This window comes from Kosakonia sp., from assembly GCF_032104925.1.
Classification (GTDB): Bacteria; Pseudomonadota; Gammaproteobacteria; order Enterobacterales; family Enterobacteriaceae; genus Kosakonia.
This window is the reverse complement of the sequence record NZ_DAMCGF010000003.1, coordinates 355,394-374,822: the sequence shown is the minus strand read 5'-3', so window position 1 is coordinate 374,822 and position 19,429 is coordinate 355,394. Positions and strand designations below refer to the sequence as shown.

At 55.7% G+C, this 19,429-nt stretch carries 18 protein-coding genes; 10 read left to right on the top strand and 8 right to left on the bottom strand.

What is annotated here, in order from left to right:
• The first annotated feature begins 268 nt into the window (after window positions 1-268).
• The 5 genes from bglX to RT644_RS07955 all read left to right on the top strand — a co-directional run bounded on the left by bglX (window position 269) and on the right by RT644_RS07955 (window position 6,457).
• Window positions 269-2,566, top strand: a complete 2,298-nt coding sequence (gene bglX / locus RT644_RS07975; protein ID WP_044489420.1) for a beta-glucosidase BglX — start codon at window positions 269-271, stop codon at window positions 2,564-2,566.
• Window positions 2,567-2,715: 149 nt separating this feature from the next.
• Entirely contained in the window at window positions 2,716-3,633 is a 918-nt protein-coding gene (locus RT644_RS07970; protein ID WP_086868221.1) for an ABC transporter substrate-binding protein, read from the top strand.
• Between the two features lie 8 nt (window positions 3,634-3,641).
• Window positions 3,642-4,796 carry an ABC transporter permease gene (locus RT644_RS07965; protein ID WP_313626330.1) on the top strand — a complete coding sequence of 385 codons (1,155 nt, stop codon included), beginning with the start codon at window positions 3,642-3,644 and terminating at the stop codon, window positions 4,794-4,796.
• A complete protein-coding gene (locus RT644_RS07960) occupies window positions 4,789-5,736 on the top strand; it encodes an ABC transporter ATP-binding protein (RefSeq protein ID WP_160269494.1) in 948 nt (315 codons plus the stop codon). Before RT644_RS07965 ends, RT644_RS07960 begins: the two co-directional genes overlap by 8 nt.
• Complete coding sequence (locus RT644_RS07955; RefSeq protein WP_313626329.1) at window positions 5,720-6,457, top strand: ABC transporter permease; 738 nt, start codon at window positions 5,720-5,722, stop codon at window positions 6,455-6,457. The genes RT644_RS07960 and RT644_RS07955 overlap by 17 nt, the downstream gene beginning before the upstream one ends.
• Here RT644_RS07955 and RT644_RS07950 read toward each other — a convergent pair.
• Both RT644_RS07950 and mlrA read right to left on the bottom strand, forming a co-directional pair.
• On the bottom strand, window positions 6,432-6,545 hold the full coding sequence (locus RT644_RS07950) for a protein YohO (RefSeq protein ID WP_020454361.1): 114 nt from the start codon (window positions 6,543-6,545) through the stop codon (window positions 6,432-6,434). The genes RT644_RS07955 and RT644_RS07950 overlap by 26 nt on opposite strands.
• Before the next feature lie 60 nt (window positions 6,546-6,605).
• On the bottom strand, window positions 6,606-7,337 hold the full coding sequence (gene mlrA / locus RT644_RS07945) for an HTH-type transcriptional regulator MlrA (RefSeq protein ID WP_020454360.1): 732 nt from the start codon (window positions 7,335-7,337) through the stop codon (window positions 6,606-6,608).
• A 219-nt stretch (window positions 7,338-7,556) separates the two neighbouring features.
• On the opposite strand from mlrA, the gene RT644_RS07940 reads away from it, so the two are divergent.
• From RT644_RS07940 to RT644_RS07930, 3 genes are read left to right on the top strand one after another with little or no spacing between them, the layout of a single operon-like run.
• Window positions 7,557-9,245 carry a sensor histidine kinase gene (locus RT644_RS07940; protein ID WP_020454358.1) on the top strand — a complete coding sequence of 563 codons (1,689 nt, stop codon included), beginning with the start codon at window positions 7,557-7,559 and terminating at the stop codon, window positions 9,243-9,245.
• The gene (gene btsR, locus RT644_RS07935; RefSeq protein WP_313626328.1) at window positions 9,239-9,958 is read left to right on the top strand and encodes a two-component system response regulator BtsR; all 720 of its coding nucleotides are present in this window, start codon (window positions 9,239-9,241) and stop codon (window positions 9,956-9,958) included. Before RT644_RS07940 ends, btsR begins: the two co-directional genes overlap by 7 nt.
• A 53-nt stretch (window positions 9,959-10,011) precedes the next feature.
• Window positions 10,012-10,497, top strand: a complete 486-nt coding sequence (locus tag RT644_RS07930; RefSeq protein WP_045510781.1) for a DUF1456 family protein — start codon at window positions 10,012-10,014, stop codon at window positions 10,495-10,497.
• 84 nt (window positions 10,498-10,581) lie between these two features.
• Here RT644_RS07930 and RT644_RS07925 read toward each other — a convergent pair whose 3' ends face one another.
• Window positions 10,582-11,037, bottom strand: coding sequence for a YehR family lipoprotein (locus RT644_RS07925; RefSeq protein WP_020454356.1), 456 nt, complete (start codon window positions 11,035-11,037; stop codon window positions 10,582-10,584).
• Between the two features lie 87 nt (window positions 11,038-11,124).
• Window positions 11,125-13,158 (bottom strand): methionine--tRNA ligase, encoded by a 2,034-nt coding sequence (gene metG / locus RT644_RS07920; protein WP_249882778.1) that lies wholly within the window; start codon window positions 13,156-13,158, stop codon window positions 11,125-11,127.
• A gap of 283 nt (window positions 13,159-13,441) precedes the next feature.
• Here metG and apbC point away from each other — a divergent pair, with 283 nt between their 5' ends.
• Complete coding sequence (apbC, locus tag RT644_RS07915) at window positions 13,442-14,551, top strand: iron-sulfur cluster carrier protein ApbC (protein ID WP_045510777.1); 1,110 nt, start codon at window positions 13,442-13,444, stop codon at window positions 14,549-14,551.
• Window positions 14,552-14,585: 34 nt separating this feature from the next.
• Here the strand turns inward: apbC and RT644_RS07910 are convergent, their stop codons facing one another.
• The 4 genes from RT644_RS07910 to RT644_RS07895 form a co-directional block, all read right to left on the bottom strand.
• Window positions 14,586-15,011, bottom strand: coding sequence for a GNAT family N-acetyltransferase (locus tag RT644_RS07910; protein WP_020454354.1), 426 nt, complete (start codon window positions 15,009-15,011; stop codon window positions 14,586-14,588).
• Between the two features lie 12 nt (window positions 15,012-15,023).
• Window positions 15,024-15,359, bottom strand: coding sequence for an RcnB family protein (locus RT644_RS07905; RefSeq protein ID WP_020454353.1), 336 nt, complete (start codon window positions 15,357-15,359; stop codon window positions 15,024-15,026).
• A gap of 198 nt (window positions 15,360-15,557) precedes the next feature.
• Complete coding sequence (locus RT644_RS07900; RefSeq protein ID WP_020454352.1) at window positions 15,558-16,571, bottom strand: zinc-binding alcohol dehydrogenase family protein; 1,014 nt, start codon at window positions 16,569-16,571, stop codon at window positions 15,558-15,560.
• Between the two features lie 108 nt (window positions 16,572-16,679).
• On the bottom strand, window positions 16,680-17,810 hold the full coding sequence (locus RT644_RS07895; protein ID WP_313626327.1) for an ABC transporter ATP-binding protein: 1,131 nt from the start codon (window positions 17,808-17,810) through the stop codon (window positions 16,680-16,682).
• A gap of 352 nt (window positions 17,811-18,162) precedes the next feature.
• On the opposite strand from RT644_RS07895, the gene RT644_RS07890 reads away from it, so the two are divergent.
• Window positions 18,163-19,398 carry an extracellular solute-binding protein gene (locus RT644_RS07890; protein ID WP_065370535.1) on the top strand — a complete coding sequence of 412 codons (1,236 nt, stop codon included), beginning with the start codon at window positions 18,163-18,165 and terminating at the stop codon, window positions 19,396-19,398.
• The last annotated feature ends 31 nt before the right edge of the window (window positions 19,399-19,429 follow it).

The window sequence follows — 19,429 nt, the reverse complement described above, 5'->3', positions numbered from 1 at the left end:
TTCTTCGGGCCGCTTTTTACTGGCGTTAGCGCCCGGAAGCTTATCTCAGTAAGCGTCATAAGAATGTGAAGACCTGCCGCTTTGGCGCGTTATGCATGATGACGTGTAAAGTGCGCATTAATGTTAGCCCCGTAAAACCAAACGGGGGAGCGAATTCGCATAAAAATCAGAGTCCAACTCTGCAACACGTGCCAGGATTATGGCACACTGCGTTTCTTTCGCGGCCAGTGACCGCGGTTATGGGTGAAAAAACAAGAGAGTAAACGACATGAAATGGCTATGTTCTGTAGGTGTCGCTGTGAGCCTCGCGCTGCAACCAGCGCTGGCGGAAGAGATGTTCGGCAACCATCCGCTGACGCCAGAAGCAAGGGATGCGTTTGTCACTGAGTTGCTCAAAAAAATGACGGTCGATGAAAAAATCGGCCAGCTGCGTTTAATCAGCGTCGGGCCGGATAACCCAAAAGAAGCCATTCGCGACATGATCAAAGCAAGCCAGGTCGGCGCAATTTTTAACACCGTCACCCGGCAGGATATTCGCGCCATGCAGGATCAGGCGATGCAGCTAAGCCGCCTGAAAATCCCTCTGTTTTTTGCCTATGACGTGGTACACGGCCAGCGTACCGTCTTCCCGATTAGCCTCGGTCTTGCCTCCAGCTTTAACCTTGATGCGGTGAAAACCGTTGGTCGCGTTTCTGCCTATGAAGCCGCTGACGACGGCCTGAATATGACCTGGGCGCCGATGGTTGATGTCTCGCGCGATCCGCGCTGGGGCCGCGTTTCCGAAGGGTTTGGCGAAGATACGTACCTGACCTCTGAAATGGGGCGCACCATGGTCGAAGCGATGCAGGGCAAAAGCCCGGCCGATCGCTACGCGGTGATGACCAGCGTGAAACACTTCGCCGCTTATGGCGCGGTAGAGGGCGGTAAAGAGTACAACACCGTTGATATGAGCCCGCAGCGCCTGTTCAACGACTATATGCCGCCGTATAAAGCCGCGCTGGACGCTGGCAGCGGCGGCGTGATGGTGGCGCTGAACTCCCTCAACGGCACACCGGCTTCCTCCGATTCATGGCTGCTGAAAGATCTGCTGCGTGATGAGTGGGGCTTTAAAGGCATCACCATTTCCGATCACGGGGCGATTAAAGAGCTGATTAAACACGGCACCGCCGCCGATCCGGAAGATGCCGTGCGCGTTGCGCTGAAATCCGGCATCAACATGAGTATGAGCGACGAGTACTACAGCAAATACCTGCCGGGCCTGGTGAAATCCGGCAAAGTGACGATGGCGGAGCTGGATGATGCCACCCGCCACGTGCTGAATGTGAAATACGATATGGGGCTGTTTAACGATCCGTACAGCCACCTGGGGCCGAAAGAGAGCGACCCGAAAGATACCAATGCCGAAAGCCGTCTGCACCGCAAAGAAGCGCGGGAAGTGGCGCGTGAAAGCATGGTGCTGCTGAAAAACCGTCTGGAAACGCTGCCGCTGAAAAAATCGGGCACCGTGGCGGTGGTGGGCCCGCTGGCCGACAGCAAACGCGATTCGATGGGCAGCTGGTCTGCGGCAGGCGTTGCCGATCAGTCCGTTACCGTGCTGACCGGTATTCGCAACGCGCTGGCTGGTAAAGGTGAAGTGGTGTATGCCAAAGGGGCAAACATCACCAATGACAAAGATATCGTTAATTTCCTCAATCTTTATGAACCGGCAGTGGTTGTCGATCCGCGCTCCCCGCAAGCGATGATTGATGAAGCGGTCGCCGCGGCGAAAAAATCCGACGTGGTTGTTGCGGTAGTGGGCGAAGCGCAGGGCATGGCGCATGAAGCCTCCAGCCGTACCGATATCACCATTCCGCAGAGCCAGCGTGATTTGATTGCCGCGCTGAAAGCCACCGGCAAACCGCTGGTATTGGTGCTGATGAACGGTCGCCCGCTGGCGCTGGTGAAAGAGGATCAGCAAGCCGACGCCATTCTGGAAACCTGGTTTGCCGGCACCGAAGGCGGCAACGCCATTGCCGATATTCTGTTTGGTGACTACAACCCGTCCGGTAAGCTGCCGATGTCCTTCCCGCGCTCTGTCGGGCAGATCCCGGTTTATTACAGCCACCTGAACACCGGGCGTCCGTATGATGCCGATAAACCAAACAAATATACCTCTCGTTACTTCGACGAAGCGAACGGCCCGCTCTATCCGTTTGGCTATGGCCTGAGCTACACCACCTTCAAGGTTTCTGACGTGAAGATGTCTGCACCGTCGATGACGCGCACCGGCAAAGTGACCGCCAGCGTTGAAGTGACCAATACCGGCAAACGCGAAGGCGAAACGGTTATTCAGATGTATTTGCAGGATGTCACCGCGTCAATGAGCCGCCCGGTTAAACAACTGCGCGGCTTTGATAAGGTGAACCTGAAACCGGGCGAAACCCAAACCGTTAGCTTCCCGATCGATATCAATGCGCTGAAATTCTGGAACCAGAAGATGAAGTACGATGCGGAGCCAGGCAAATTCAATGTCTTTATCGGCGTTGATTCCGCACGCGTTAACCAGGGCGAGTTCGAACTGCGTTAACCTCTCACAGGCCGGGAAACCGGCCTGATTTCCCTCGCTATACCTTATTCCTTAATCGTTTAACCTTCTGACGCGACAAAGCCGCTAATTTTCGGCTACGCTCTTTTCTCAAGCTGCTGAAAAAGGCGGTAAAAAATGAGGGAAGTACAATGACAATCATGAAAAAGATTGCGTGCTCAATAGGGTTGATGGCCGCGGTGAGCCTCCCGCTGCAGGCGGCGGAGCCGGTGAAGGTCGGTTCCAAAATTGATACCGAAGGGGCGCTGCTGGGCAATATCATTTTGCAGGTTCTGGAAAGTCATGGCGTAAAAACAGTCAATAAAGTGCAACTCGGCACCACGCCAGTGGTGCGCGGCGCGATCACCTCTGGCGAGCTGGATATTTACCCGGAGTACACCGGTAACGGCGCCTTCTTCTTTAAAGATGAGAACGATGCCGCGTGGAAAAACGCGCAGCAGGGCTACGAAAAAGTCAAAAAGCTGGATGCTGAAAAAAACAAACTGGTATGGCTAACCCCCGCCCCGGCGAACAACACCTGGACAATCGCGGTGCGTCAGGATGTGGCACAGAAAAACAAACTTAACTCCCTTGAGGATCTGAGCCGCTACCTGAAGCAGGGCGGTGAATTTAAGCTCGCCGCGTCGGCTGAATTCATTGAACGTACCGATGCGCTGCCCGCGTTTGAAAAAGCCTATGACTTTAAATTGAAGCAGGATCAGCTGCTGTCGCTGGCCGGTGGCGATACGGCGGTCACCATCAAAGCGGCTGCGCAGCAAACCTCCGGCGTTAACGCGGCGATGGCCTACGGTACGGATGGCCCGGTGGCGGCGCTCGGTCTGCAAACCCTGAGCGACCCGAAAGGTGTGCAGCCCATCTACGCACCAACGCCGGTAGTACGCGAATCTGTGCTGAAAGCCTACCCGGAACTCGATACGTGGCTGAAGCCGGTATTTGCCAGCCTGGATGAGAAAACGCTACAAAAACTCAACGCCAGTATTGCGGTGGAAGGGCTGGATGCGAAGAAAGTCGCGGCAGACTACCTGAAAGAAAAAGGCCTGGTGAAATAATTACCCCTATGGATGTTTCGATACGCTGCCATAACCGTGTGTTGTTGCTGTTGGCGGTGCTGGGCGGGCTGGCGGCGTGGCTGCCGTTTGTGAACTATGCGCCAAACCGGCTGGTTTCCGGTGAAAGCCGCGCCTTATGGCAGCTTTTTTCCGCGCTGTGGCTACTTGCGCCTTGTCTCTTACTGGCAATCAGCTTTATTCCCGGTCGCGGTGCGCAGGTGGCAACGTTGCTGTTTACTGAGGCGCTGTTCTGCCTGCTGATATGGAGCGCGGGCAGGGCGGCGACCGATCTCGTGCAGACGGGCAGCCCGCTGGCGCGCACATCGCCCGGCAGCGGGTTGTGGCTGTGGCTGGCGCTAACGCTGTTGGCCTGTAGCGATGCGATTCGCCGCGTTGTGTCCAACCCCGTGTGGCGCTGGTTGCTGCATGCGCAGGTGTGGTGCCTTCCTCTCTATTTATTGATCAGCGGCGCGCTGAATAATCTCTCGCTGCTACGCGAATACACCAATCGGCAGGATGTGTTCAACGATGCGCTGGCGCAGCATTTAACGCTGTTGCTTGGCACGTTGCTACCTGCGCTGGTGGTCGGCTTTGCCATCGGGCTGTGGTGCTATCGTCATCCCTCTCGGCAGGGACCGGTGTTCGCGGTGCTCAACGTCATTCAAACCATTCCGTCGGTGGCGCTGTTTGGCTTACTGATTGCGCCGTTAGCCGGGCTGGTAAAGCAATTCCCCGAACTTAGCCAGTTGGGGATTGCCGGCACTGGCATGACACCCGCGCTGATTGCGCTAATCCTCTATGCCTTACTGCCGCTGGTGCGCGGTGTGGTCGCCGGGTTAAACCAGGTGCCGCAGGAGGTGCTGGAAAGCGCCGAAGCGATGGGCATGAGCGCGCGCCAGCGTTTCTGGCAGGTGCGCGTGCCGCTGGCGCTTCCGCTGCTACTGCGCAGCCTGCGAGTGGTGGCGGTGCAAACAGTCGGGATGGCGGTGATTGCCGCATTGATCGGTGCGGGTGGGTTTGGTGCGCTGGTCTTTCAGGGGCTGCTGAGCAGCGCGCTGGATCTGGTGCTGCTGGGCGTCATTCCGGTTATCGCAATGGCGGTGATCGTTGATGCGTTATTTGGCTTAGGGATAACGCTGCTGAAGGTGAAACAGCATGATTGAATTTAATAACGTCAGTAAAACCTTTGCCGGGCAGTCCGCGGTGAGCCATCTCGATTTGCACGTTAAAACGGGCGCGTTTTCGGTGCTGATTGGCACCTCGGGTTCCGGAAAATCCACCACCCTGAAGATGATTAACCGGCTGGTGGAACACGATGAAGGCACAATTACTTTTGCCGGGGCGGATATCCGCTCGCTGCCGGTGCTGGAGCTGCGCCGTCGCATGGGGTATGCCATTCAGTCGATAGGTTTATTTCCTCACTGGACGGTGGCGCAGAACATAGCCACCGTGCTGCAACTGCAAAAGTGGTCACGCGCGAAGCGCGACGCGCGGGTCGATGAACTGATGGCTCTGCTGGGGCTGGAGCCTGCCCTGCGCGAGCGCTTTCCGCATCAGCTCTCCGGCGGGCAGCAGCAGCGGGTGGGCGTTGCCCGCGCGCTTGCCGCCGACCCGGAAGTGCTGTTAATGGATGAACCTTTCGGCGCGCTTGATCCCGTAACCCGCGCGGCGTTACAGCAGGAGATGGTGCGCATTCACCGTCTGCTTGGACGCACCATTGTGCTGGTGACGCATGACATTGATGAAGCCTTACAACTGGCCGATCACCTGGTACTGATGGATGGCGGAAAGGTGGTCCAGCAGGGGACGCCGTTATCGATGCTGACCGCGCCGCGTAACGATTTTGTGCGCGAGTTTTTTGGCCGCAGCGAGCTTGGCGTGCGGCTGCTCTCATTGCGCCAGGTGAGCGCTTATCTGCGCAGTGAACGTGTTGCTGTCGGCGAGCCGCTTCAGGAAGCGATGACGCTGCGTGAAGCGCTCTCGGCGTTTGTCGCCCAGCAGTGCGAAGTATTGCCGGTGAATAATGCGCAGGGGCAGCCCTGCGGGAGCCTGCATTTTCGCGATTTGCTGCGCGTGGAGGCCGCCTGTGAAGATCCTGCGTGACCCGCTGCTGTGGCTGATGGCGCTGTTTGTTGCGCTGCTGGTCTGGTTACCGCATAGCGCGGCGCTGTTCAGTACACTTTTTCCGCAGCTCCCGCGCCCGGTCTATTTGCAGGAGAGTTTTATTTCGCTGACCGTCGCCCATTTCTCGCTGGTCGCGGTTTCCAGTGTGATTGCGATTGTGCTGGGGGGCGGCGCAGGCATTGCGGTCACGCGTTCTGCCGGGCGGGAGTTTCGCCCGCTGGCGGAAACCATTGCCGCCGTGGGGCAAACTTTTCCCCCGGTGGCGGTGCTGGCGATTGCCGTGCCGGTAATGGGCTTTGGTAAACAACCGGCGATTATTGCGCTGGTGCTATATGGCGTATTGCCGATCTTGCAGGGCACACTGGCGGGGATCGCCTCGGTGCCGGAAAGCGTGCAAAGCGTGGCGAAAGGCATGGGCATGAGCGCGTGGCAGCGGTTGTTGAAGGTGGAGTTGCCGCTCGCCGCACCGATGATCATCGCCGGGGTACGCACGTCGGTGATCATTAATATCGGCACCGCCACCATCGCGTCAACGGTCGGTGCAAGTACGCTGGGGACGCCAATCATCATTGGCCTGAGCGGTTTTAATACGGCTTATGTGGTGCAGGGGGCGGTGCTGGTGGCGCTGGCAGCGATTATTGTCGATCGGGGATTTGAGCGGCTGGCGCAGCGGCTCAACCGACACCGCCACGCACAATAAACGAATAACCGGCGAGCATGACGCCACCAATTCCGCCGATGGCCATCAGCAAAAAGATAGCGATAACAACAATTTTACCAGACTTCATTTTATGCTCCTTCTGAATCAGGCTGGCATTATAAAGGCAAGTTGAGTTGTTAATAAAACATTAAATGCCGAGCAACCAGACGCTGTGCCCCGCTTCGCGCCATGCCAGCATCTGCTGTTGCTGTGCTTCGCCCGGTGTTTCGCCGCACCACACCAGCAGTGTCCGGCCGGGAAACATCTCCGGGCGCAACTGGGGCAAGGCATGCGCCAGAATATCCACTCGCCATCCCTGCTGGCTTGCCATCCAGCCCTCCAGCCACAGCCGCGTGGTGTCCTGCACATTCCAGCCAATCACCAGCGCGTCTTTACCCGGTTTTTTACGCGCAGAAGTCAGGCAGCCGGAAATGTAATTGATCAGGATCCCGTCAAGCAGGCTCAGCATCGCCAGCAGGGCAGGCTGCTGAGTTTGTAGCCGCAATCGTAAGGGGATAAGCAGATGTGTTGCCAGCGCCTGGGCCGGATAGTCGCGCCCGTGCTCTTTGATCCACTGATGCAGGCGATGCGGGTCGCCCTGTTGCAGGTATTGCAGGGCGGTTTCCTGCTGGGCGCGCCAGCCGTCTCGCGTCTCTTCCAGCGCTGAAGAGAGCAGCTTTTGCACTTTGCTGACCTGCACGCCGGTCTCTATCCAGCGTTTGATCTCCCGGATGCGGTCAATGTCCTCTTCGGTGAATAACCGGTGGCCGCCATCCGTGCGCTGGGGTTGCAATAGTCCATAACGTCGCTGCCAGGCCCGCAGCGTCACGGGGTTGATTTCGCATAACAACGCCACTTCACCGATTGTGTAAAGCGCCATGGTGTTACCCTCGCCAGCCGACTCCCTGTATAACTGTAGCCGCTGCCGCCTGGCACAGGATGCGCAGCCGCAAAATTGCGCAAAATGTGTGCGAACGGTTAATCATAGTGGCTTACTTTGTGATGCGGAGCACGATTTTGTATTTTTTTGCAGCGCTTCAAAGAAACATCTGAAAACACCCTGTATGTTACGCGCTTTGGTTGATGTGGTGTGGCGGGTATGTACGAGTTCAATCTGGTGTTGCTGCTGCTTCAGCAGATGTGCGTGTTTCTGGTTATCGCCTGGTTGATGAGCAAAACGCGGCTGTTTATTCCGCTGATGCAGGTCACCGTGCGCTTACCGCATAAGCTGCTGTGCTATGTCACCTTCTCCATTTTCTGCATTCTCGGTACCTATTTCGGCCTGCATATCGAGGATTCTATTGCCAACACGCGCGCGATTGGCGCGGTAATGGGCGGCCTGCTCGGTGGCCCGTTAGTGGGCGGTCTTGTCGGGTTAACCGGCGGTATTCACCGCTATTCGATGGGCGGCATGACCGCGCTGAGCTGCATGCTCTCTACGTTTGTTGAAGGGTTGCTCGGCGGCCTGGTACACCGCGCGCTAATCAAACGCGGGCGCACCGATCTGGTGTTCAGCCCGTTTACCGCCGGGGCGGTAACTTGCGTGGCGGAACTGATTCAGATGCTGATTATCCTGCTTATCGCCCGTCCGTTTGATAGTGCGTTACATCTGGTGCAAAGCATCGCCGCGCCAATGATGGTCACCAACACCGTTGGTGCGGCGCTGTTTATGCGCATCCTGCTCGATAAGCGCGCAATGTTCGAAAAGTACACCTCGGCGTTTTCCGCCACTGCATTAAAAGTGGCAGCGTCGACGGAAGGGTTTCTGCGCCAGGGCTTTAACGAAGAGAACAGCATGAAGGTGGCGCTGGTGCTCTATAAAGAGCTCGATATTGGCGCGGTGGCGATAACCGACAGGGAAAAACTGCTGGCCTTCACCGGCACCGGCGACGATCACCATCTGCCGGGGCGGCCCATCTCGTCGGTCTGGACGCAGCGCGCCATTGAAACCGGGGAAGTGGTTTATGCCGACGGCAACGAAGTGCCTTACCAATGTTCGCTCCACCCGCAATGCAAGCTCGGTTCGACGCTGGTGATCCCGCTGCGCGGCGAAAACCAGCGCGTGGTGGGGACGATTAAGTTGTATGAAGCAAAAAACCGCCTGTTCAGCTCCATCAACCGCACGCTGGGCGAGGGGATTGCGCAACTGCTTTCGGCGCAGATCCTTGCCGGGCAGTATGAGCGGCAAAAGGCGCTGCTTACCCAGTCGGAAATTAAACTGCTGCACGCGCAGGTAAATCCGCATTTCCTGTTTAATGCCCTGAACACGCTAAAAGCAGTGATCCGCCGCGACAGCGATCAGGCCGGGTTGCTGGTGCAATATCTCTCAACGTTCTTTCGTAAGAACTTAAAACGCCCGTCGGAAGTGGTAACGCTGGCGGACGAAATTGAACATGTGAACGCCTACCTGCAAATTGAAAAAGCGCGTTTTCAGTCGCGCTTGCAGGTGCAATTACATGTGCCGGAAGCGCTGTCGCACCTGCAACTTCCGGCGTTTACCCTGCAACCGATCGTGGAAAATGCCATCAAACATGGCACGTCACACCTGCTCGGCGTGGGCGAGATTATGATTAACGCCAGCCAGGACGGGCGGCATCTGGTGCTGGATATTGAAGACAATGCCGGGTTGTACCAGCCGAAAACCGACGCCAGTGGATTAGGGATGAGCCTGGTGGATAAGCGCCTGCGCGCGCGGTTTGGCGATGAGTGCGGCATTACTATTGCCTGTGAGCCGGATCTGTTTACCCGCATTACCCTACGACTCCCGCTGGAGGAACACGCATGTTAAAAGTGCTGATTGTTGATGATGAACCGCTGGCCCGGGAAAACCTGCGTATCCTGCTTCAGGAAGAGAGCGATATTGAGATTGTTGGCGAGTGCGGCAACGCCGTCGAAGCGATTGGCGCGGTGCATAAACTGCGTCCGGATGTGCTGTTTCTTGATATCCAGATGCCGCGCATTAGCGGGCTGGAGATGGTCGGGATGCTCGATCCGGGAAACCGGCCGTATGTTGTGTTCCTGACCGCGTTTGACGAATACGCGGTGCAGGCGTTTGAAGAACACGCGTTCGATTATCTGCTTAAACCGATTGAAGCCCGCCGCCTGGAGAAAACCCTCAGCCGCTTGCGCCTTGAGCGAAACATGCAGGATGTGTCGGTGCTGCCGGAAAACCAGGAAGCCCTGAAATTCATTCCCTGTACCGGGCATAGCCGGATCTGGTTATTGCAGATGGACGAAGTGGCGTTTGTCAGTAGCCGCATGAGCGGCGTGTATGTGACCAGCCAGGAGGGCAAAGAGGGGTTTACCGAGCTGACGCTGCGCACGCTGGAGAGCCGTACGCCGCTGGTGCGCTGCCACCGCCAGTACCTGGTCAATATGGCGCACCTGAAAGAGATCCGCCTGGAAGATAACGGCCAGGCGGAGTTACTGCTGCGCGATGGCCTGACGGTGCCGGTGAGTCGACGTTATCTGAAAAATTTAAAAGAGGCGTTGGGGTTGTAAATTCCTGTGCGATGCCTACACTGCGCGCTGGTTCATCATTTCCGGAAACAAATATGCTTAATAACGATATCCTGCGCAGCGTGCGTTACACCCTGCAAGCTGATAACACCGCGCTGGTGCGCATTCTGGCACTGGCAGACACGGCAGTGACCGTTGAACAGCTGGCGCCCTGGTTGCGCAAAGAAGACGAGGAAGGTTATAAGCCGTGCCCGGATATTGTGTTGTCCGCGTTTCTGAACGGTCTTATTTATGAAAAGCGTGGCAAAGATGAAACCGCGCCGCCGCTGGTGGCTGAACGCAAGCTGAATAACAACATTGTGCTGAAAAAGCTGCGCATCGCCTTTTCGTTAAAGACTGACGATATTCTGGCTATTCTGACCGCCCAGCAGTTCCGCATCTCGATGCCGGAAATCACTGCCATGATGCGTGCGCCGGATCATAAGAATTTCCGCGAATGCGGCGATCAGGTTATGCGTTATTTCCTACGTGGTCTGGCGGTACGCGAGCAAAAACCGAAGGGTAAAACCGACGCGGAATAATCGATAATCCTTCAGGCTGCATCGCTGGTGGTTTAGCGCCAGGCGGGCATCGCCAACAACGCGCAGCTTGAAGGAGGACAGGACTTACTGCACTTCTTTAAAGCCGCGTGATTTCAGCAGCTCTTCTGATTTCTTCATGCTGATTTTGCCATTGACCGTGCCGGTAAACTCGGAACCCTGCAGGTTGTTCAGCGCAGCAAAATCGACCTCGTTGTAATCCACATCCAGCGTCTCTTGCGCGTAGGTTTCCTGATAATCCACGCTCTCTTTGATCCCTTTAATGCTCTGGTATTTTTTGCTGATCGGATCCAGCACTTTCATCGCCTCGTCTTTTGTCTTCGCGCCAATGGAAGCGTACTCGATTTTATTTTTGGCGGTCTGGCGTTCAACCTCGTCACCTTTGTAGTAATAGGTCAGCGTCACTTCCGTGCCCGCCTGCGCAAAGGTAAAGGTTTTACTCTGCTCTTTTTCCCCACAGCCGGTCAGACCAATGAGTAAAGCGACAGAAAAGAGTGCGGCGATGAATTTACTCAATTTCACGATATTCCCCTGTTTTCCATGTGAAGTAATGTTTGGTAATGCAAAATTGAGTATAGAAAAAGGCGCTGAATTCAGCGCCTTATTTTTTTACTTCACTTGCTGGCCTGCTTTTGCGCCGCTATCGGGGCTTAACAGGAAGATATCTTTTCCGCCAGGGCCGGCGGCCATCACCATCCCTTCGGAGATACCAAAACGCATTTTGCGCGGCGCGAGGTTGGCGACCATCACCGTCAGGCGACCGATCAGCGCGCTCGGGTCCGGGTACGCGGAACGGATGCCGGAGAAGACATTGCGTTTTTCGCCATCCAGATCCAGCGTCAGGCGCAGCAGCTTGTCGGAACCTTCGACGAACTCGGCGTTTTCAATCAGCGCCACGCGCAGATCGACTTTCGCGAAATCGTCAAAGCTGATGGTTTCCTGAATCGGGTTATCCGCCAGCTCGCCGGTTACCGGTGCGGCAGCCGCTTTCACTTCCTCTTTTGACGCTTCCACCAGTGCTTCCACCTGTTTCATTTCGATACGGTTATACAACGCTTTGAAGGCGTTAACTTTGTGGCCGAGCAGCGGCTGGTTGATGGCATCCCACTCAAGCGTCGTGTTGAGGAACGCTTCAGCGCGCTCCGCCAGCGACGGCAGAACCGGTTTCAGCCACGTCATCAGCACGCGGAACATGTTCAGCCCCATGGTGCAAATGGCCTGCAGATCGGCGTCGCGGCCTTCCTGTTTTGCCACCACCCATGGTGCTTGTTCGTCAACGTAACGGTTCGCCACATCGGCCAGCGCCATAATTTCGCGTACCGCTTTGCCGAACTCACGGCTCTCCCACGCTTCGCTGATGGTCGCTGCCGCGTCGGTAAAGGTTTTGTACAGCGCCGGGTCTGCAAGCTCTGCTGCCAGCACGCCGTCAAAACGTTTATTGATAAAACCGGCGTTACGCGAGGCGAGGTTCACCACTTTGTTGACGATGTCGGCATTCACGCGCTGGATGAAATCTTCGAGGTTAAGATCGATATCATCAATGCGCGAAGAGAGCTTCGCCGCGTAGTAATAGCGCAGGCTGTCGGCGTCGAAATGGTTCAGCCAGGTACTGGCTTTGATAAACGTCCCGCGCGATTTGGACATCTTCGCGCCGTTCACCGTCACGTAGCCGTGGACAAACAGGTTGGTCGGCTTGCGGAAACCGCTGCCTTCGAGCATTGCGGGCCAGAACAGGCTGTGGAAATAGACGATATCTTTACCGATGAAGTGATACAGATCGGCGTCGGAATCTTTCTGCCAGTACGCATCAAAGCTGGTGGTATCGCCGCGCTTGTCGCACAGGTTTTTGAACGACCCCATGTAGCCAATCGGCGCATCCAGCCAGACGTAGAAATATTTGCCCGGCGCGCCTGGAATTTCGAAACCGAAGTAAGGCGCATCGCGGGAGATATCCCACTGCTGCAAGCCGGATTCGAACCACTCCTGCATTTTGTTCGCCACCTGCTCCTGCAACGCGCCGCTGCGCGTCCACGCCTGCAACATTTCGCTGAATGACGGCAGATCGAAGAAGAAGTGCTCGGAATCACGCATGACCGGCGTCGCGCCGGAAACCACCGACTTCGGCTCAATCAGCTCGGTCGGGCTGTAGGTCGCGCCACACACTTCGCAGTTATCGCCATACTGATCCGGTGATTTGCATTTCGGGCAGGTGCCTTTCACAAAACGGTCCGGCAGGAACATGCCTTTTTCCGGATCGTAGAGCTGAGAGATGGTGCGGTTTTTAATAAAACCGTTCTCTTTCAGGCGGGTATAGATAAGCTCCGACAGCTCGCGGTTCTCGTCGCTGTGCGTCGAGTGGTAGTTGTCGTAGCTGATGTTAAAGCCAGCAAAATCGGTCTGATGCTCCTGACTCATGTCGGCAATCATCTGCTCCGGGGTGATCCCCAGTTGCTGCGCTTTCAGCATGATCGGCGTGCCGTGGGCATCGTCGGCGCAGATGAAGTTGACCTCGTGGCCGCGCATTCGCTGGTAACGGACCCAGACATCAGCCTGGATGTGCTCCAGCATATGGCCGAGGTGGATGGAGCCGTTGGCGTACGGCAGTGCGCACGTTACCAGAATTTTCTTCGCGACTTGAGTCATAGTAGGCATTACATCTTCTTGAGAAAAAGGGGTATCGATAGTACCAAAAGGGGAATTAGCGCGCTACGCGATCTGCGGACGTTTTAATTCAGACAGGGATTTTTGGGTAAAGATTGCGCCTTCGGTGATAAGGATTTTAAGAACGTTTCAATCCCTATATGAATACATGAGTAATAATTAATCCATGTGTTAACGGCATTTATCCGTAAATGAATAATTGTTGCCCGTGGGGTAAACTTGCTGGCTACAATGTCGTTTTCAGAACAACTACAAAGGAGTCGGGATGAGTTCGCAATCCCAGGCCAAATCCCCGGAAGCGTTACGCGCGATTGTCACCGGGACGCTGGCCGATTTTCAGCACCCAACCCTGAAGCACAATCTCACTGCTTTAAAAGCGGTACACCATGTCGCATGGCTGGATGACACCCTGCACGTTGAGTTGCTGATGCCGTTTGTCTGGCGCAGCGCGTTTGAAGCGTTAAAAGCGCAGTGCAGCGCCGAATTGCTGCGGCTGACCGGCGCGCGCGCCATCGACTGGAAGCTGTCGCACAACATCGCCACCTTAAAACGTGTGAAGAACCAGCCGGGCGTCAACGGTGTGAAAAACATCATTGCCGTCAGTTCCGGCAAGGGCGGGGTAGGGAAATCCTCCACGGCGGTAAACCTGGCGCTGGCGCTGGCGGCGGAAGGGGCGAAAGTCGGTATTCTCGACGCCGATATTTATGGCCCGTCGATCCCGGTCATGCTCGGTGCGGAGCACGAGCGTCCGACCTCGCCGGACGGTACGCATATGGCGCCGATTATCGCCCACGGTCTGGCGACCAACTCGATTGGCTACCTGGTTACCGATGATAACGCCATGGTGTGGCGCGGCCCGATGGCCAGCAAAGCGCTGCTGCAATTGTTGCAGGAGTCCATGTGGCCGGATCTGGATTACCTGGTACTGGATATGCCGCCAGGCACCGGTGATATTCAGCTGACGCTGGCGCAAAACATTCCGGTGACCGGCGCGCTGGTGGTGACAACGCCGCAGGATATCGCGCTGATCGACGCCAAAAAAGGCATCGTCATGTTCGAGAAAGTGGAAGTGCCGGTGCTCGGTATTGTTGAAAACATGAGCATGCACATTTGCAGCAACTGCGGTCATCACGAACCGATTTTCGGCACCGGCGGTGCGGAAAAACTGGCCGAGCAGTATCACACCGAGTTATTGGGGCAGATGCCGCTGCACATTTCGCTGCGTGAAGATCTGGATAAAGGCACGCCGACCGTGGTGAGCCGCCCTGACAGCGAATTTACCGCTATCTACCGTCAACTTGCCGGGCGCGTAGCCGCGCAGCTTTACTGGCAGGGTGAAGTCATTCCTGGCGATATCGCGTTTCGCGCGGTGTAAATCCGTCAACCTCTCCCGTTCGGGAGAGGTTTTTTTACTTCTTCAGATAGTGCATCAGCACGTAATCCCCTTCCGGCGAAACGCCCTGTGCTTCGATATGCCAGCCATGGTGCTGATAAAACGCCAGTGCGGCTTTGTTATGCAGCAGGCATTTCAGTGCGCCAGTGCCGGTAAAGGTGGATTGCGCATGTTTGAGCAGAGCGCTGCCGACGCCTTTGCCCTGAAAGGCCGGGTCGACAAACAGGTTGTGCAGGAAATTGTCGTTTTCGTACACCGAGGCGAACCCCAGCCGGTGACCCTCTTCTTCGGCGACCCAGATGGTTTCATCGAGCGTGGCGGCGTCAAAATCTTCCAGCCGCCAGTCGCTGCCATCAAGCCAGTGCCAGCTCTCTTTGCGGGCGTGTAAAAAAAGGGTGCGTAAAAACGGTCTGTCACTTTCCTGCCAGCGGCGAATAATCATTCAGCTCCTGGTTTAGCGATGGTAAAAGATGTCGCCGTTATAGGCTTTGAGGATTTTGCCTTCGGCATCGGTGATAAGCACGTAGTTGCCGCCCATATAGGTCCAGTGGCTACCGGCTTCGGGGGCTGGCAGGTTACGCAATTGCCACTGTTTAATGTTGTACTCTTCGCTGCGGTACATTTCCGGTACGGTGTCGCCAATGGTGAATTTCGTAAAGTCGGCGACAAACTCATTAATTTCGTAAGATTGCGGCCCGGTAGCGCCTGGTGTAGCGGTTTGCGGTGCGGCAAAGGCCGTCGAGGCGGTTGCCAACAGCGCGCCCAGAAGCATCATTTTTGTTTTACTCATACTCTCTCCAGGTTGTTCTTATACATTTCACGCGGTTGCATAAATAGCACGCCATCATTGCCGTTAACGGACAGTGGAGCAACTACGAAAAAATAACGCTTTGGTAAAAAGTGTAAGCAAACCCAGGGCAGAGCAGGAAAAGCGGACGGCGATTTTCGCTATCCGCTTGTAACCTTTAAGAATAATCCTGGCTAATCGTCAGCCAGCGAACCCTTCCAGCACGATTTTCCCCACAGCCCGCTGGCTTTCCAGCAGCGCATGGGCTTTGCGCAGATTCACGGCATTGATGGTGCCAAAGTGCTCGCCAAGTGTGGTTTTTAACACGCCTTCATCGATCAACTGCGCCACGCGTGAAAGCAACTGATGCTGGGCAATCATATCGTCAGTGGTGAACATTGAGCGGGTAAACATAAACTCCCAGTGCAGCGAAATGCTTTTCACCTTCAGCGGCATCGCGTCCAGGCTGTGCGGATCGTCAATCAGCGCCAGTTTACCCTGCGGTTTCAGGGCGTTAATCAGCTGCTGATAATGCTCTTCGGTATTATTGAGGCTGGCGACGTGTGAAACCTGTTTGATGCCAATGCGCGCCAGCTCTTCGGTCAGCGGTTTGCTGTGGTCAATCACATAATGCGCACCCAGCTCTTTTACCCACTGCTGGCTGGCGGGGCGGGATGCCGTACCAATGACCGTTAAGCGCGTTAGCTTACGAGCCAGCTGTGTCATGATCGAGCCTACGCCGCCCGCTGCGCCAACAATCAGCAGCACATCATTTTCGTTGCCGCCCTCTTTGATGCCAAGACGGTCGAACAATAACTCCCAGGCGGTAATGGCGGTTAAAGGCAGCGCGGCGGCGGCAGCGTTATCCAGCGTTTTCGGTTTGCGCGCCGCAATGCGTTCGTCCACCAACTGGAATTCACTGTTGCTCCCGGGGCGGGTCAACGCGCCGGCGTACCACACTTCATCGCCCGGCTGGAATAACGTTACCGCTTCCCCCACGGCAGTCACCACGCCAACGGCATCCCAGCCCAGCACGCGCGGAGTATCGGCGTTAAAACCGGCGCGCACTTTGGTGTCCACCGGGTTGACGGAAACGGCTTTCACTTCCACCAGTAAGTCGTGGCCGCTGGCGGTCGGTTGCGGCAGTTCAATGTCGGTAAGAAAATCCAGATTACTGCCGTTTTGCGCGGCGCGGGTAATAGCGATAGCTTTCATCATGGCTCCGTTAATGTGTTTTTGGTGTCGATGCAGATAAGGGTAGTCAAAGCCTATCTGATGAAAAACACGCAAAACGGAGCAGCACTTATCCTTGATGAGTGAAAATCAATTGATCGGGCCGTCCGGGGAGTCCGGGTTTGGCACCGGAATATCGGCGCTGACGCGCAGATCCCGATCGTCGAAAATCATGCAGTGGCGGCTATCAAAGGCGAGGGTAATTTTCTGCCACGGGCGGAAATGGACATCCCCCGGCAGCAGAATTTTTATGTTGTCATGACCGTAGCACTGACCAAACAGGTAGGTGTTATTACCCAGCCGTTCCACCACTTCACACTGAAATTCCAGCGGCGTACCGCGCGTGACATCCGTGGAGAGATGCTCCGGTCGAATGCCGAGCGTGATCGAAGCACCGGGATCCAGCCGCGAGGTGTCGATACCGAGCGTTAATTGATGCCCCTGCGCCAGCGTGATAGTCACTTCGCCGGGTTGCCAGGCGTTAACCGTTGCGGGCAGGAAATTCATCTTCGGCGAACCGATAAACCCGGCGACAAATTTGTTTTTCGGGTTGTAGTAGAGCGACATCGGCGAGCCCATCTGCTCGACATTGCCGTAGTTCATCACCACGATTTTATCCGCCAGCGTCATTGCTTCCACCTGATCGTGCGTGACATACACCATGGTGGTTTTCAGCTCCTGGTGCAGGCGCGCAATGTGCAGGCGCATCTCGACGCGCAGTTCGGCATCGAGGTTTGAGAGCGGCTCGTCGAACATAAACACACGCGGGTTACGCACAATCGCGCGGCCAATGGCGACGCGCTGGCGCTGGCCGCCGGAGAGCTGTTTCGGTTTTCGGTCCAGCAGATGGCTAAGTTGCAGGGTTTTCGCCACCATCTCCACCTGGCGGCGGATCTCCTCTTTCGGCACTTTGTTCACTTTCAGCCCGTAGCCCATATTTTCCGCCACGGTCATATGCGGGTAGAGCGCGTAAGACTGAAACACCATCGACACGCCGCGATGTGCCGGCGCGACATCGTTCATCACTTCATCACCAATCAACACTTCGCCTTCGCTGACCTCTTCCAGACCGGCAATCATGCGCAGCATGGTGGATTTACCGCAGCCGGAAGGGCCGACAAATACCGCGAATTCGCCATCATCAATCGACAAATTGACATTGTTCAGCGTCACCGTGTCGCCAAACCGTTTGGTGACATTCCTCAGTCGTATATTGGACATCAACGTTCCCCGAATGTAGTAGCCGTTATTTACCGTTTATGCCGTGCGCTGAGTGTTTTTGTATTACGTATAACAATCATCTGGCGTTGCTGCGTAACGGCGAAAAATCTTGCTATGACTATAACTTCCAGTGTTTTTGCGCCCTATATCGAATTTTCATTTCTGTAATGCCGGTCACATAACTCACCGTTTATGCTCGTTTTATTAATTGTTAAAGCGTAGCGTATAACAAATTCAATAAGGCGGGTGAATACGTCTTAAACCCTGCAATATCAGGTGGTTTGTTTAAAAGGTATCCTGATGCTGCGCCATAAAAACCACAAAATTGTTATACCTTGACATGAGGTTGGTAATGAAAAAGAACACACTTACTGCACTGATCCTCTCTGCACTCGCCGTTGGCCAGACGGTTAGCCTGTCGGCGCACGCCGCCACTCAGCAGCTTAATGTCTGGGAAGACATCAAAAAGTCGGTCGGCATTCAGGACGCCGTAAAAGATTTCGAACAAAAGTACGACGTCAAAGTTAATGTGCAGGAGATGCCCTACGCGCAGCAACTGGAGAAATTACGCCTCGATGGCCCGGCCGGCATTGGCCCGGATGTGCTGGTCATTCCTAATGATCAACTGGGTGGCGCGGTGGTGCAAGGGTTGCTGACCCCCCTGAATCTGGATAAAGAAAAAGTTGACGCCTTTACGCCTGCGTCGATTAACGCCTTTCGTCTGGATAACACGCTGTATGGTGTGCCGAAAGCGGTGGAAACCCTCGTGCTTATCTATAACAAGGAACTGATTGATAAGCCGCTGCAAAGCCTGCCGGAGTGGCTCGACTATTCGAAAAAACAGCGCGCACAGGACAAATACGGGCTGCTGGCCAAGTTTGACCAGATTTACTACAGCTGGGGCGCGATCGGGCCGGAGGGCGGCTACCTGTTTGGTAAAAATGATAAAGGCGGCTTCAACCCGCAGGATATTGGCCTCAATAAACCGGGCGCGGTGGAAGCCGTCACCTTCCTGAAAAAATTCTATGCCGAAGGCGTATTTCCCTCCGGCATCCTCGGCGATAACGGCCTGAACGCCATCGATTCACTGTTTACCGAGAAAAAAGCCGCAGCGGTGATCAACGGCCCGTGGGCGTTCCAGCCGTATGAAGCGGCGGGGATCAATTACGGCGTTGCGCCGCTGCCAAACTTACCAGACGGCAAACCGATGAGTTCCTTCCTCGGTGTGAAAGGCTATGTCGTTTCGACCTGGAGCAAAGACAAAAAGCTCGCTCAGCAATTCATCGAATTTATCAACCAGCCGCAGTACGTGAAAACGCGCTATATCGCCACGCGTGAAATCCCGGCGCAGAAAGCGATGATTGACGATCCGGTTATCAAAAACGACGAAAAAGCCAGCGCAGTGGCGATTCAGGCGGCGCGCGCAACGGCAATGCCGGGCATTCCGGAGATGGGCGAAGTGTGGGGCCCGGCGAACGCCGCGCTGGAGCTGAGCCTGACCGGCAAACAGGAACCGCAGGCGGCGCTCGATGCGGCCACCAAACAGATCCATATGCAAGTTGAAGCGATGCAGGCCAGTAACCAGTAACCGCGTGTTGTTGCGAAACGGGAGGGGCACC

What these genes read in the sequence shown, in the direction of transcription:
- bglX (WP_044489420.1), top strand. Translation starts at nt 269, where the DNA reads ATGAAATGGCTATGTTCTGTAGGTGTCGCTGTGAGCCTCGCGCTGCAA.
- RT644_RS07970 (WP_086868221.1), top strand. Translation starts at nt 2,716, where the DNA reads ATGACAATCATGAAAAAGATTGCGTGCTCAATAGGGTTGATGGCCGCG.
- RT644_RS07965 (WP_313626330.1), top strand. Translation starts at nt 3,642, where the DNA reads ATGGATGTTTCGATACGCTGCCATAACCGTGTGTTGTTGCTGTTGGCG.
- RT644_RS07960 (WP_160269494.1), top strand. Translation starts at nt 4,789, where the DNA reads ATGATTGAATTTAATAACGTCAGTAAAACCTTTGCCGGGCAGTCCGCG.
- RT644_RS07950 (WP_020454361.1), bottom strand. Translation starts at nt 6,545, where the DNA reads ATGAAGTCTGGTAAAATTGTTGTTATCGCTATCTTTTTGCTGATGGCC.
- mlrA (WP_020454360.1), bottom strand. Translation starts at nt 7,337, where the DNA reads ATGGCGCTTTACACAATCGGTGAAGTGGCGTTGTTATGCGAAATCAAC.
- RT644_RS07940 (WP_020454358.1), top strand. Translation starts at nt 7,557, where the DNA reads ATGTACGAGTTCAATCTGGTGTTGCTGCTGCTTCAGCAGATGTGCGTG.
- btsR (WP_313626328.1), top strand. Translation starts at nt 9,239, where the DNA reads ATGTTAAAAGTGCTGATTGTTGATGATGAACCGCTGGCCCGGGAAAAC.
- RT644_RS07930 (WP_045510781.1), top strand. Translation starts at nt 10,012, where the DNA reads ATGCTTAATAACGATATCCTGCGCAGCGTGCGTTACACCCTGCAAGCT.
- metG (WP_249882778.1), bottom strand. Translation starts at nt 13,158, where the DNA reads ATGACTCAAGTCGCGAAGAAAATTCTGGTAACGTGCGCACTGCCGTAC.
- apbC (WP_045510777.1), top strand. Translation starts at nt 13,442, where the DNA reads ATGAGTTCGCAATCCCAGGCCAAATCCCCGGAAGCGTTACGCGCGATT.
- RT644_RS07910 (WP_020454354.1), bottom strand. Translation starts at nt 15,011, where the DNA reads ATGATTATTCGCCGCTGGCAGGAAAGTGACAGACCGTTTTTACGCACC.
- RT644_RS07905 (WP_020454353.1), bottom strand. Translation starts at nt 15,359, where the DNA reads ATGAGTAAAACAAAAATGATGCTTCTGGGCGCGCTGTTGGCAACCGCC.
- RT644_RS07900 (WP_020454352.1), bottom strand. Translation starts at nt 16,571, where the DNA reads ATGAAAGCTATCGCTATTACCCGCGCCGCGCAAAACGGCAGTAATCTG.
- RT644_RS07895 (WP_313626327.1), bottom strand. Translation starts at nt 17,810, where the DNA reads ATGTCCAATATACGACTGAGGAATGTCACCAAACGGTTTGGCGACACG.
- RT644_RS07890 (WP_065370535.1), top strand. Translation starts at nt 18,163, where the DNA reads ATGAAAAAGAACACACTTACTGCACTGATCCTCTCTGCACTCGCCGTT.